General features: G+C 71.6%; 10 protein-coding genes. 4 read left to right on the top strand and 6 right to left on the bottom strand.

What is annotated here, in order from left to right:
- Positions 1-130: 130 nt before the first annotated feature.
- A complete protein-coding gene (locus tag MTF65_RS26670) occupies positions 131-1,648 on the bottom strand; it encodes an O-antigen polysaccharide polymerase Wzy family protein (protein WP_243631509.1) in 1,518 nt (505 codons plus the stop codon).
- 134 nt (positions 1,649-1,782) lie between these two features.
- Here MTF65_RS26670 and MTF65_RS26665 point away from each other — a divergent pair, with 134 nt between their 5' ends.
- Both MTF65_RS26665 and MTF65_RS26660 read left to right on the top strand, forming a co-directional pair.
- Positions 1,783-2,334 carry a WcaF family extracellular polysaccharide biosynthesis acetyltransferase gene (locus tag MTF65_RS26665; RefSeq protein ID WP_243631508.1) on the top strand — a complete coding sequence of 184 codons (552 nt, stop codon included), beginning with the start codon at positions 1,783-1,785 and terminating at the stop codon, positions 2,332-2,334.
- On the top strand, positions 2,331-3,458 hold the full coding sequence (locus MTF65_RS26660) for a glycosyltransferase (protein ID WP_243631507.1): 1,128 nt from the start codon (positions 2,331-2,333) through the stop codon (positions 3,456-3,458). Before MTF65_RS26665 ends, MTF65_RS26660 begins: the two co-directional genes overlap by 4 nt.
- Before the next feature lie 9 nt (positions 3,459-3,467).
- Here the strand turns inward: MTF65_RS26660 and MTF65_RS26655 are convergent, their stop codons facing one another.
- Complete coding sequence (locus MTF65_RS26655; protein WP_243631506.1) at positions 3,468-4,811, bottom strand: hypothetical protein; 1,344 nt, start codon at positions 4,809-4,811, stop codon at positions 3,468-3,470.
- A gap of 142 nt (positions 4,812-4,953) precedes the next feature.
- On the opposite strand from MTF65_RS26655, the gene MTF65_RS26650 reads away from it, so the two are divergent.
- Positions 4,954-5,328, top strand: a complete 375-nt coding sequence (locus tag MTF65_RS26650; protein ID WP_243631505.1) for a DUF6415 family natural product biosynthesis protein — start codon at positions 4,954-4,956, stop codon at positions 5,326-5,328.
- A gap of 27 nt (positions 5,329-5,355) precedes the next feature.
- On the opposite strand, the gene MTF65_RS26645 is transcribed toward MTF65_RS26650, so the two are convergent.
- The 3 genes from MTF65_RS26645 to gmd all read right to left on the bottom strand — a co-directional run bounded on the left by MTF65_RS26645 (position 5,356) and on the right by gmd (position 10,189).
- A complete protein-coding gene (locus tag MTF65_RS26645; RefSeq protein ID WP_243631504.1) occupies positions 5,356-6,048 on the bottom strand; it encodes a hypothetical protein in 693 nt (230 codons plus the stop codon).
- A gap of 95 nt (positions 6,049-6,143) precedes the next feature.
- The gene (locus MTF65_RS26640) at positions 6,144-8,921 is read right to left on the bottom strand and encodes a LamG-like jellyroll fold domain-containing protein (RefSeq protein WP_243631503.1); all 2,778 of its coding nucleotides are present in this window, start codon (positions 8,919-8,921) and stop codon (positions 6,144-6,146) included.
- Between the two features lie 254 nt (positions 8,922-9,175).
- Positions 9,176-10,189: a GDP-mannose 4,6-dehydratase gene (gene gmd / locus MTF65_RS26635; RefSeq protein ID WP_243631502.1), complete on the bottom strand. Its 1,014-nt coding sequence runs from the start codon at positions 10,187-10,189 to the stop codon at positions 9,176-9,178.
- A 776-nt stretch (positions 10,190-10,965) separates the two neighbouring features.
- On the opposite strand from gmd, the gene MTF65_RS26630 reads away from it, so the two are divergent.
- Positions 10,966-11,910 (top strand): GDP-L-fucose synthase, encoded by a 945-nt coding sequence (locus tag MTF65_RS26630; RefSeq protein WP_243631501.1) that lies wholly within the window; start codon positions 10,966-10,968, stop codon positions 11,908-11,910.
- Positions 11,911-11,948: 38 nt separating this feature from the next.
- On the opposite strand, the gene MTF65_RS26625 is transcribed toward MTF65_RS26630, so the two are convergent.
- A complete protein-coding gene (locus MTF65_RS26625; protein ID WP_243631500.1) occupies positions 11,949-13,436 on the bottom strand; it encodes a sugar transferase in 1,488 nt (495 codons plus the stop codon).
- Positions 13,437-13,453 lie beyond the last annotated feature (17 nt).

The raw sequence follows: 13,453 nt of genomic DNA, 5'->3' as shown, positions 1-13,453 counted from the left end.
CCTCAAACGCCGGCGGGGCTGAAATTGCCCTGCGGGCGGGCCAGCCGACGCCGGGGTAAATCCAGCCTCGCCGGCGTTTGAGGCGCGGGGGTCCGGGGGCGGAGCCCCCGGCAGCGGCGCCGCACGGCGGTCAGCGCAGGGTGGTGGACTTGTCCGTGCGGTAGGTCGCGACCAGCGCCAGGCAGAGGGCCGCGATCGCGACGCGGCCCGAGGCCTGGAGCAGCGGGCCGCGCAGCAGGATGAACGAGTACCCCGCGACCAGCGGGACCACCACCGAGATCAGGCTGCCCGGCGGCGAACGCCGCGTGGCGCGCTTGGCGTAGCGGCGGTCCACCCGCGCGGCCGCGTACCCGATGGCCAGCAGCCCCGCCCCCATCCCCAGCGGGCCGAAGTCCAGCCACAGCTCCGCCCAGATCGGGGACGAGAGGTTCGTGTTCACCGTGCCCATCCACTGCCCGACCATCACCCCCGTGTCCCGCGGCTTCCCCGGCCACACCGCGCGCGGCACCGCGAAGAAGACCGACCCCGCGAGCTGGCGCCCGTAGAAGTGTCCGGGCCCGGATTCCGAGAAGGTGATGGTGTTCGCGAACATGCCGATCTGGTCGTAGTCCTTGAGCGCCATCGGCTCCAGGAACGAGGTCGTCTCGACCGGCTTGTAGTTCTTCTCGTCGTACCGGAAGCGGTCCGCGAACGGGAACACGAGCAGCGCGACCACCACCGCCATCGACAGTGCCACCCGGTACATCGCCGCACTCACCGGGAAGACGGTGAAGAGCATCGCGAACATGACCGTGAGGAACCAGTAACGCGGGTTCGAGATCGGGTTGTTGACCACCAGGTTCAGCGCCGCCAGAGCGCCCCAGGTGACGATGACCGACACCTTGCGGCGGGCGTACTCCGAGGTGATCAGCCAGCGCGTGTACAGCAGCAGCGCGAGCAGCGCCGGTACGGTGCCGAAGCCGCGGAGCAGGGCCTGGCCGGCCTGGCCGTCGCCGTTGGAGACGCCCGCTTCCTCGATGCCCGCGATGATCTCCTGCCGGCTGGAGAAGAACACGGCCGGGCCGCCGAGTTTCATGACGAAGGCCGCGCTGCACAGGAACGCCAGGGCGGTGAGCAGCTGGAGGCGGCGCCGGTGCGCCATGACCGGGCGCTCCGGCTTCTGGGAGCCGCCCGCGCGGCCCGCCGGCCGGTGGCGGGCGAGCAGCACGCCGACGTCGAACGCCGTGCAGCCGAGCAGGACCAGGCCGGTGGCGAGGGTGAGGTCGGAACGCGGGCCGACGACGGGGGTCGGGACCCGGCCCAGGACGGCCTGGGCGAGCGGGGCCACGCCCATCGCCATGTAGACGAAGAGCCAGAACGAGCCCTGGAGCAGCTTGCGGCGGCTGGTCAGGACCATCGCGGAGAGCCGGGCCCCCGCGTACATGGTGAGCAGGAGCTGGAGCCAGAAGGCAGCGTCGCGCTGGCCGTCGCCGGACTGGACGGCGACGAACAGCGGCAGGAAGACGGTGAATCCGAGGGCCAGCGGCACGGACAGCGCGCGGGAGAGCAGGGTGCGCGGGGTGGTGACGCGGCCCCACCTGTTCTCGTCGTCGAGGCCGGGGAAGTCGGGGAGAACGGGTGTCGGACGCGTAACTGCGGGCTCGCGCATGTCCGTTGCCACTGCTGCCCCCACCCCGTCCGCCTGCTCCGCGCGCAGTCTAGTCTGGGCGGACGGCGCCCGGGGAGGCGCCGGCCGGGGGCCCCCGACGAAGCCGGGGGAGGGCCGATCACGAGGGGCGACCGTTGCGGGATCTTCCTGCCTTCACGCTGGCCGGGTACGACAAGGGACGCGGGCTGCTGACGCAGGCGCTCTGGTTCGCCGTGATGAACACGCTGTTCATGGCGTGGTTCTGCCCGGCCCGGCTGCGCGTCGCGCTGCTGCGGGCGTTCGGGGCGAAGATCGGCGAGGGCGTGCTGATCCGGCACAGGGTACGTGTGCTGTGGCCGTGGAAGCTCACCGTCGGGGACCACACCTGGATCGGCGAGGGCGCCTGGCTGCTGAACCTGGAGCCGGTGACGATCGGTTCGCACGTGTGCGTCTCGCAGGAGGCCCTGCTGTGCACCGGCTCGCACGACCACCGGGCCGCCGACTTCCGCTACCGCAACGCGCCGATCACCGTCGAGGACGGTGCGTGGGTGGCGGTACGGGCGACCGTGCTGGCGGGTGTGACCATCGGCCGGTGCGCGGTGGCGGGCGCCGGGTCGGTCGTCCACAGAAACCTTCCTCCGCTGACCCTGCAGACGATGGACGGGCAGCGCCGCCCGGTCGAGGAGCCCAAGGAGGAGCCCAATTGAGAGTCCTGCACGCCGTTACGCTGCATTCCCCCTCGCACGCCTTCGGCGGCCCGGTCCGGGTCGCGCTGAACCTGGCCAAGGGGCTGCGGGACCGGGGCCACGAGGCGCGGCTGCTGGCGCTCGGCGAGGGCTTCCCGGAGCCGTGGCCCACGTCCGTCGAGGGTGTCCCGGCGAAGCTCTTCCCGGCCCGGCGGCTGCTTCCGCTGGGCTTCAGCGGGATGACCTCGCCGGCCCTGCTGGCCTCGGCGGGACGGCTGGTACGGGACGCGGACGTCGTCCATGTGCACCTGGCGCGGGACCTGGTGACGCTGCCCGTGGCCCTGGCGGCGCTGCGGGCGCGCAAGCCGCTGGTGCTCCAGACCCACGGCATGGTGGACCCGAGCGAGAAGCTGCTGGCCAAGGTGCTGGACGCGGTGGCGGTACGCCGGCTGCTGCGCGGCGCGGACGCCCTGCTGTACCTGACCCCGCACGAGCGGGAGGGTCTGGACGCGGTGGTGGGCCGTTCCCTGCCCCAGGCGGTCCGGCTGGTGAACGGCACCCCCGCCCAGGACGAGCGCCCCGCCCTCTCCGGTCCGCCGCGCCTCCTGTACTCGGCGCGCCTCCAGGCCCGTAAGCGGCCGGTGGACTTCGTGGACGCGGCCCCGGCGATCCTCGCCGCGCACCCGGACGCGGAGTTCGTGGTGGCGGGCCCGGACGAGGGCGAGGCGGCCGCGGTCCGCGACCGGATCGCCGCACTCGGCCTGTCGGACCGCTTCACGGTCCCGGGCGCCCTCTCCGGCGCCGAGGTGCTGACGGAGCTGCGCCGGGCCCACGTCTACGTCCTGCCGTCGGTGGAGGAACCGTTCCCGATGTCGGTGCTGGAGGCCCTCGCGGTCGGCGTGCCCTCGGTGGTGACGCACTCCAACGGCCTGGCGCGCGACATCGCCGCCGCCGGCGCGGGCCTGGCGGTAGACCCCGGCCCGGCGGGTGTGGCCGCGGCCGTACTGTCCCTGCTGGACCCCCCGTGCAACGCCTCGGCCTCCCGCGCGGCCCGCGAACTGGCCGCCGCCTCCTACTCGATGGACGCTGTCCTGGACACCTTGCTCCCCGTATACGAGAAGGCGGCGGCGACGCACACCGTCTGACCCGCGGGGTCAGCCTTTCAGGGCTCCCACGAGTTGGGCACGCTCACGCAGTTCCCGAACGGCTCGGACGCTGCCGTGGGGACGAAGGCGCAGGTTCATCACCTCGAAGTGCTCGTCGCCTCGAGCGGATGAGAGGACCTCGTACTCGTCGAGGAATCGGCCCCATGACGCGCATGCGGCCTCCACGTATCCGATGGACAGCTGCCGCTGGGCCAGCAGGCCGTAGGCGTGCAAGCGCCCCTGGCGTTCTTGGGCGGGCTGTACGCGGATGGACTCCTGCAATGTGCGGACCGATCCGGGTACGTCCTTCGTCTCGTTCTGCACGTGCGCGACGTGGAAGAGGTAGGCGGTCCGGTCGTAGCCACCGACCGACTCCCGCCGGTCGTCCGCGCGCGCGAGTGCCTCCTCCGCCTCACGGAGCCTCGCGAAGGCCTGCCGCTTGTCGCCGACCATGGCAGCCCCGTGTGCCTGTTGTCCGCGCAGGAACGCGACGAGCCGTGGGCCCGCCGCGGGTGCGGCCTCCGCTGCCGAGTCCGCGAGCTCCAAAGCGCGTCGCCCGTAGCCGAGGTTGGAGGCCTGGAGGGACATGCCGCGCAGGGTGCGGCAGTAGGTGACGTGCTCTTCAGCCTCTCCGGCCAGCTTCAGCGCGGACAGGTAGTAATCCTGGCCGAGGCGGTGCTGCCGCTCGTACATGGCCATCCACCCGGTGAGGTACACAAGGTCGGAGGCAGCGGCGAGCATGCTTCGGCGTACTGGAGCGGCTGCCTCGGCTTTCAGCCACGGGCCGACCGTGTTGACGAGGAACGCGGCGGCCATGGGCCGCGCGTGGCCCGCGCCGAGTTCGTCGAGGATGTCAGCGATACGGTCGGTCATGGCCTGAATGGCGGCGACCTGCGCCTGCCCGACGCGGGTGGTGGCCTTTCCGGGCCTTATCGGGTCGGGGCTGTCGGCTCTGGCGAGCGTCGGGAACAACGGGATGGCGAGCGCTGCGGAGAACACGCCGGCGGCGATCACGCGGCGCCGGGACGGATCCATGTCGGCCCTCCCGAGGTCTACGAGGTCTCGGACGGTGTCGGCGGCTTCAGGACCGTCCGGAGGCGTGAGCCCTGCCTCCGCGTAGGTGACCGGTCGGCCGAGCTTCCGCTCGAATGCCTCGATGATCAGGGCCCTGACCGGCGGCCGGGGTTGGTGGCCCGAGATCCACTGAGAGACGGCGGGCTGGCTGTACGTGAGGGCGAGTCCGGCCTCAGCTCCGACGCGGTTGACGATCGAAGCGAACTGGCTGCGCGACCATCTGGCCTGTTCGAGGAGCTTGGCCAAGCCGGTGTTGGGCGTGCGTGAAGGTCGCGCCATGAGCAGCTCCCGAGTGCATGGCTTGCATACGTCTCCGACTCTCCAACGGTACTCGTGGAGGGGACGCGTGCGGTTACCTCTTCACACCCAGCAGTGACCGAGCGGGAGTTGCCCGCCGGAATCGACGTCAGGGAGCACCGCCATGTCCAGTACGCGCGCCGACCTCAACACCGGCACCGCCCTCGTGACGAAGGTCCTCGTCCCGTACAACCAGAAACCCGGTGAGGGCGAGATCGCCGGACTCGTCGATGCCCTGCTGAGCCACGGGGAGTTCCTCCTCGCCGATGTCGCCCAGGTGCCCGAGGCGGCCGCCGCGCTGGACGACTGGCACACGCTCGCCACCGGCGGTCCCGAGGACAACCCGATGGGTAATTGGAACTACGCCCGGGGCCTGGCCCGCACCATCCGAACCCTCCACCGCGTCCTCGTCTCCCGGACCGGCGACCGGCTCGCGTTCGTCAGCCGGCCCGGGCTTCCACCGCTTGCCCCGGAGCGGGCCGCAGGGCATCCGCTGTGAGCGAGTGGGTGCGTCAGGCCGTCTCCGTCAGGAAACGGGCACCCAGGCGTAGCAGCCCGTTGAGGTGAACTGCGAGGTGCCCGAGGGGATCGTGGCGGTGATCTTGTCGCCTGGGTTTACGGGGGTTTCCGGGCCCGAGGTGAGGACGGTGCCGTCCTTGGACTTGGCTTCCCATGTGCAGGTGGTGCTCTGGGTCAGCGCCCGGTACGTGCCCGCCGCGGGCGACTGGCGGGTGCCGTCGGGGAAGCCCTTCTCGGAGGCTGCCAGGATCGGCTTCTGCTCCGGGCACAGGTGCGTGATCGCGTCCTTCGCGCCGGGGATCTCCCCGGCGATGACGGCCCCGGTGGCCGCGTCCTGGTCGCGCTTCGCGGTGCGCGCCACCCGCTGGCAGGACTCCTGGCCGCTCTGCAGGACCGCCGCCGGGTCCGTCTTCTCCGGGACCCGGCCGCTCAGGTACTGCTTCTCGTTGGGCGTGAAGCTGCCCGTCTTCGGGGTGAGCTTCGCGTCCGGCAGGACCGGGCCCGTCGGCTTGGCGCCGGGCGACGGCGTCCCGGTGGTCGCGGCCGCCGGGGAGTCCGCCGGGTCGGGGACCGGCGAGGCGGCGGGGGGCTTCGGCTTCGCCGCCGAGGCGGAGTCGGCCTTGTCGGCGTCGGAACCGCAGGCGGTCAGCGTCAGGGCAGCGGCCAGCAGAACAGCAGCCGCTGCGGAGCGTCGGTACATCAGGTGGCTCCCGTACTCACTGGGGGTGGTAGGCCGGTGGGGCCCGGCCGCGACAGCCGGGCCCCACCGTGTCCGTCAGAGGACCGGACGGACGGTTACGGCGCGCCGAAGGTGAGGACCAGCTGCGGAACGCCGTCCGCCGCCGTCGCCTCCGAGGACCAGATCCACAGCGCGTCGGTGCCCGTGCTCGTCAGGCCCAGGCTGTACGTGGTGCCCAGCACCGCGGAGACCGCGGCGGTGTCCAGCTCGACGTTGTGGACCGCCGAGCCGTCCGGCACCCCCGCGATGGAGCCGAGCGGGGTGGTGCCGAGGGTGGGCTTGGTGTTGAAGGTCGTGCCCTCACCGCTCCAGGTACCGGTGACCGGAACCGCGGAGACGGTGTCGGCCGTACCGGCACCGGCCTGCGTCGTGGTCTTGAACTGCAGCGACGCGGCCTTCAGGACCTGCCCGGCCGGCGCGGCCGGCAGGGTGAAGCGCAGGTACGTCTCGTACGCGGAGGTGCCGCGCACCGCGAGCGAGGCGGACGTGCCGTAGGCGGTGCTCGGGGCGCCCTGGTTGATGTAGGTGTCCTCGGTCGTGTTGACCTTGGAGACCGCGTCGATCGGGGCCTTCGCCAGGTCGAAGTGGTTCTTGACCTGGGTCTGCGTCAGGGCCGTCGGGTAGACGGCCGTCTCGTCGATCTGGCCGGCGAAGAAGTTGCTGGTCGGCCTGGTCGGCCAGCCGGAGAGGTTGTCTCCGCCGACGTGCCAGAAGCCGGCGTACGTCCCGCTGCTCGTCGCGTTCAGCGTGCCCTTGGACTGGCCGTCCACGTACAGGGCGATGCCGCCGGGGCCCTGCGTGCCGACGACGTGGTGCCACTTGTTGTCGTTGTACGTGTCGAGCAGACCGGTGGAGACGGTCCGGGTGGAGCCGTTGTGGACGCCGAAGACCAGACGACCGGTGTTGGTCATGTAGATCTGCTTGTCGTACGAGCCGCTGTTGCGGGTCGTGTTGTTGCCGAAGCCGATCAGCTTGCCGCCGCGCGTCGTACCGGTCTTGAACCAGGTCTCCAGCGTGAAGGTGCTGCCGACCGTCTGGCGGTGGTCGCTGTACACCTGCTGGCTGGTGCCGTTGAAGCCCATCGCCGTGCTGGTGCCGGTGACGGCACCCGGGCTCTGGCGCAGGGCCGGGGCGTTCAGCTGGATGCCGCTGGTGTTGCCGCTGACCGAGGAGTCGGCGACGTAGGGGCTGACGGTGTCGTCGTAGCGCCAGTACAGGTTGGCGCCGTCCGCGCGGACCTGGTTCGGGTACGACTGGACCGAGGTCGGGACCGTGACGGAGACGGAGGCCGACAGGGCGCTGGTGTTGCCCGCGCCGTCGGTCGCGGTCACCCGGTAGGTGTAGGACTGGCCGGCCTTGACCGTGGTGTCGTTCCAGGAGGCCTGCGGGCGCTGCCACTCCAGGGAGTCCGCCGTCACCGTGGCGATCGGCGAGGCCGAGCCGTTGCGGTAGACGCGGTACGTCAGCTTGCTGTCGTCGGCGTCGTAGCTGGTGCGCCAGCGGACCTGGGCCTCGCCGGGCTTGACGCTGGCGGCGCTGGCCACCGGGGTCGTCGGGGCGCCGATGTCGCCGGTGGAGGCGAAGCGGGTCAGTGCCTGCTGCTCCCTGCCGTTGATGAGGGTGAACTCACCGCCGACCCAGAGGTACTTGACGTCGTCCTTGGACGCGACGGCCATGACGCGCGGGCCGATGCCCTCGCCGAGGCCGTCGTTCGCGGTGGGGTGCCAGCCGAGCTTGCCCGGGCCGCGCACGAAGCCGTCCACGGGCGCCGGGGCGACGCCTTCGTGGTCGGTCGGCTGGGCCAGCAGGAAGTGCCGCTTGCCGTCGGGGTACTCGCCTTCGAGGGAGCAGTCGTGCGCGTGCGAGGAGCTGTAGAGGACTCCCTCGTACGGCAGGACGAACTGGGTGGCGCCGAGGCAGCGGTCGCGCCACTTCTCGTTGAAGTCGGTGCCGAGGCCGAGGCGGCCGTCGAAGACACCGCCGCCGGAGCCCTCGTTGCCGGCGTAGTAGCCCGTCGAGTCGGCCGAGATGTCCTTGACCACGGAGTTCGACGGGATGTTGGTGTACGTCTTGGTGACGGCACCGGTGGTGGCGTTCACGACGGCCAGCGCGTGCGTGGACGCGCCGTTGACGGTGAAGAAGTCACCGCCCAGCAGGACGTTCTTGCCGTCGTTGCTGACCTCGATGGCGCGGCCCGGCTCGTCGGCGTTGGCGACGAAGGGCGTGAGCGCACCGGAGGTGGCGTCGACCGCGGCGAAGCGCTCGCGGGTCTGGCCCTCGACAGTGCCGAAGTCGCCGGCCGCGTACAGCGTGTCGTCGGTGACGGTCAGCGCGCGCACGGTGGCGGGGAAGCCCGGGTGGAACGAGGCCTTGGGGGTGCAGCTCTCGATGTCGATCGCGGCGACGTTGGAGACCGGGGTGCCGTTGACCGCACCGAAGTAGCCGCCCGCGTAGAGGGTCTTGCTGTCCTTCGACACGACCAGGGTGCGCACGGTCGCGGTGCCGTCGCCGATGGTGAAGGCGAGCTTGCAGGAGGTGGGGTTGCCCGTCGCGGCGTCGAGCGCGACGAAGTTCACGGCCTCCTGCTCGGTGCCGCTGCCGGCGCCCACGGGCGGGCGGACGGCGGAGAAGGTGCCACCGGCGAAGACGGTGCCGTTGGCCTGGGCCATCGACCAGACGATCCCGTTCGGCTGCCAGGTCGGCAGCTCGTCGGCGGTGAAGGCCACGGGCGGCGTGATGGCGGACGCCTGGGGCATCAGCACCAGGCCTATACCGGTGCCGGCACCGGCCAGTGACAGGACGAGGGCAGCAGTCAGCCCTCTGGATCTACGCATGAGCCCCCCAGGGCAATTGCCCGGTTTTGATGGCTGGAACTATCCGAACAGCCATATGTACTGGCGCAGACTAGGGCTCATGCGAGGGCCCGGTCACCTCACTTGACCCATTGCATACCAACTTGGAATCAACAGGGTTCAGCATGGAGGGCGCACGACGGACATACGGCAGGTGTGCACCGGCCACTCCCACGGAGAACTGTGGGAATGGGGAATGGCCGGGACACGGCAAATCGTAGGGGAAATATAAGGTCTCAGCGGTCGATACGGACGGTCGCACCCGCCAGTTGATCCTCGACCTGCCGGATGTCGGCGTCCACCATGATCTGCGCCAACTCCGCGACCAGGACCGTCGGCTTCCAGCCAAGGATGTCCTGGGCCTTGCTCGCGTCACCGATCAGGGCGTCGACCTCGCTGGGGCGCTCGTACTTGGGGTCGTAGCGCACGTGCTCGTTCCAGTCGAGGCCGGCGTGCCCGAAGGAGGACTCGACGAACTCGCGGACGGTGGCGGCGACTCCGGTCGCCACGACGTAGTCGGTGGGCTCGTCCTGCTGGAGCATGCGCCACATGGCGTCCACGTACTCGGGGGCGTAGCCCCAGTCGCGGACGGCGTCGAGGTTGCCGAGGTAGAGGTGGTCCTGGAGACCGGCCTTGATGCGGGCGACGGCACGGGTGATCTTGCGGGTCACGAAGGTCTCGCCGCGGCGCGGGGACTCGTGGTTGAACAGGATCCCGTTGACGGCGAACATGTCGTACGCCTCGCGGTAGTTCACGGTGGTCCAGTACGCGAAGACCTTGGCGGCGCCGTACGGGCTGCGCGGGTGGAACGGGGTGCGCTCGTTCTGGGGGGGCGGGGTGGCGCCGTACATCTCGGAGGAAGAGGCCTGGTAGATACGGGTGTTCACGCCGCTGGCCCGGATGGACTCCAGAAGCCGCAGCGCGCCGAGGCCGGTCACGTCGCCGGTGTAGAGCGGGGCGTCGAACGACACCCGCACATGCGACTGGGCACCGAGGTTGTAGACCTCGTCGGGACGTATCTCGCGGAGCAGGTTCACCATGGCGACGCCGTCGGAGAGGTCGGCGTGGTGCAGTACGAAGGAGCGGTTCGCGGTCTGCGGGTCCTGGTAGATGTGGTCGATCCGCTCCGTGTTGAAGCTGGAGGACCGCCGCACCAGGCCGTGCACCGTGTAGCCCTTGGAGAGCAGCAGCTCGGAGAGGTACGAGCCGTCCTGCCCGGTGACGCCGGTGATCAGTGCGGTCTTGCCCATGTAGGTCCCCCTGGAAATGGTTGCGGTCTGGTCTGACAAGTGGTCATTGCCCTGGCCGTTGCCCTGGCCGGGCGGGTAACGCGACCCCGGTGCGACTCGGTTGGCCCGGTCAAGGCTGGTCCGTTGCCCTGGCCGGACAAGTAACGCCACCCGGGTGCGGTTCCGTTGGCCCGCCCGGCCCGGGCCGCTGCCCTGGCCGGGCGGGTAACGCGACCCGAGTGCCGCTCCGTTGGCCCGGTTCGGCCGGGGTGCCACCACGCGCTGGCGGCAGCGCCGTTCGCCCTGGCCGGGCCGGTAACGCCACCTGGGTGCGGTTCCGTTGGTCCGGGCCTGACAGGCGGCGCCACACGGGGTGCGAGGCGACGGCTGTCGGCGGCCCGGCAAGTCGGCTCGGGCCGGAACCCGACGTTGGACGCGTACCGTACACGCCCGGCCCACGGCCCCGAGGCGGACAAGAACCGTCCGGGCCCGGCCCGCCAGGGCCGAACTCCGCGCGGGGCAACGGCCGTCCGCGCGCCGACGAGCCCCACCCCCGCCAGAGCCAACACGGCCGCCGGCCCCCAACGGAAGCCAGCCGGGCGGGACCCCAGGCCCCACTCCGCTCCGGCCCACCGGAACCCGGCCGGGGCCGGACCCACGGGTGCCCGCCCAGGGCAACAGCCGCCCACCGGCCCGCAGGGGCGGTGGGATCCCGGCCGGGCGCCGGGGGACGGGGGTGGGTAGGGGGTGGCGCCATCCCAGCGAAACCGCGGCAGCGGACTGGCATGATCGGCGGTATGACAAGTTCGCTGCCGCTCCTGCCCCCGCAAGCCCGCGTCTTCGTCGCCGGTCACCGCGGCCTCGTGGGGTCCGCGGTCGTCCGGCGCCTCACCGCCGACGGCCATGAGGTGCTCACCCGCAGCCGCGCCGAGCTCGACCTGCGGGACGCCGCCGCGACCGAGGCGTACCTGAAGGAGGTCCGCCCCGACGCCGTCGTGCTGGCCGCCGCCAAAGTCGGCGGCATCATGGCCAACAGCACGTACCCGGTGCAGTTCCTGGAGGAGAACCTGCGGATCCAGCTCAGCGTGATCGGCGGCGCGCACGCCGCCGGCGTGGGCCGGCTGCTGTTCCTGGGTTCCTCCTGCATCTACCCGAAGCTCGCGCCCCAGCCCATCCGCGAGGACGCCCTGCTGACCGGGCCACTGGAGCCCACCAACGAGGCCTACGCCCTCGCCAAGATCGCCGGCATCGTCCAGGTCCAGTCGTACCGCAAGCAGTACGGGGCCTCGTACATCTCCGCCATGCCGACGAACCTCTACGGCCCGGGCGACAACTTCGACCTCCAGAGCTCGCACGTGCTGCCCGCCCTGATCCGGCGCTTCCACGAGGCCGCCGCCGAGGGGCGCGACGAGGTCACCCTGTGGGGCTCCGGGACCCCCCGCCGGGAGTTCCTGCACGTGGACGATCTCGCCGCCGCCTGCGCCGTGCTGCTGAACACGTACGACGGCGACGAGCCCGTCAACATCGGCTGCGGCCAGGACCTGACCATCAAGGCCCTGGCCGAGACCGTCGCCGAGGTGACCGGCTTCCAGGGCCGGCTCGCCTGGGACACGTCCAAGCCGGACGGGACCCCGCGCAAGCTGCTCGACGTGTCCCGCCTGACCTCGCTCGGCTGGCAGCCGGGCATCCCGCTGCGGGACGGGATCGCCGCCACGTATGCGTGGTGGCTCGCACAGGGCTGATCGCACCGATCGCATGGAGCGCATGGGGCCGCCGCCGCTCAGTACGCTCCGCGACCGTCGACGACGGCGCGGAGGGTACGGCCCATGACGTCGACATCGCTGGTGAAGGACCAGTTGTCCACATACTGGAGATCGAGCTGAATCGTTTCGTCCCAGGACAGGTCCGACCGCCCGCTGATCTGCCACAGCCCGGTCATCCCGGGCCGCACCGTGAGCCGGCGCAGCTCGACCTCGTCGTACTGGGCCACCTCCTCCGGCAGCGGCGGGCGCGGCCCGACCAGCGACATGCTGCCGGTCAGTACGTTGAACAGCTGCGGCAGTTCGTCCATCGAGGTGCGGCGCAGCAGCCGCCCCACCCGGGTCACCCGGGGGTCGCGCCGCATCTTGAACATCGGGCCGTCGTTCTCGTTGGACCCGGAGAGCTCGGCCTTGAGCTCGTCGGCGTCCACCACCATGGTGCGGAACTTCCACATCACGAACGGGGCCCCGTCGCGGCCGATCCGGTGCTGGCTGTAGAAGGCCGGGCCGCGCGAGCCGAAACGTATCGCCAGGACGACGGCGAGGAAGAACGGCGACAGCGCCAGCAGGCCGAACGCGGCCCCGGTGCGGTCCAGCGCCGACTTGAGCAGGGTCTGCACCCCGCGCCGCACGGGCGGCGCGATCCGCAGGACGGCGAGCCCGCCGACGGACAGCGTCTCCAGCCGCTTGACGGAAGTCTCCACCAGCCCCGGGAACACGGCCAGTTCCAGCCCGGCGTCGTGCAGGGCCCAGGCGACCCGGCGCAGTCGCTCCCCCGCGATCCGCGCCCCGGGGGCCACGAGCACCAGGTCGGCGTGGTGGGTGCGGACGGCGCCGAGCACGGCGGCGGAGTCCTCGTTCGGCGCGGCGGGCAGGTCCGCCCCGAGCCGGGCCGCGACGGGCACCCCGCTCTCCAGGGAGCCGGCGCCGACCGGGACCACGCCGACGACGACGTAGGGGTGGTCGGTCCGCGCGGCGAGGTGCGCGATGACGTCCTCGGCGGCCTCGGGTTCACCGACCACCAGCACCCGGCTGACCGCCTGCGCCTCGCGGCGCGCGGCGGAGAGGTGGCGGTAGGTGAGCTTGCGGCACGCGACGGTGACGCACAGGGCGGGCAGCAGCGCCCCGAGGGCGGCCAGCCGCGGGGTGCTCTCGTCGGCCACCACGCGGGCGACGGCCAGGACACCGATCAGAATCAGCCAGTCATGCAACACGGGGAGCACACCCCGGGATTCACCGAGCGCCCGGGCCGCGTAACGTCGCCGCAGCGCCTGCACCCCGGTCCACACCAGGGCGGCGAAGGCAGCGCAGTACACGGGCCGGACCTGCTGCGCGGCCTCGAACACCAGCCCCACGGGGACGGCCGCGCCGAGGAAATCGGCCGTGACCGCGGCGGGCAGGTACCAGCGGGCCTTGTCGCCGAGGCGGCGCGCGGGCGCGGCGGCGGGCCCTGCCGGCTCCGCGGCCGCCCCGGCCACGGTTTGCGCAGGAAAACGGACATGCCTCATGGACCCCCCTGGCACGT

The sequence above is a fragment of the Streptomyces sp. APSN-46.1 genome (assembly GCF_022815725.1).
GTDB lineage: Bacteria > Actinomycetota > Actinomycetes > Streptomycetales > Streptomycetaceae > Streptomyces.
Note: the sequence above shows the minus strand (reverse complement) of the source record. Positions and strands in the feature narration are given on the sequence as shown.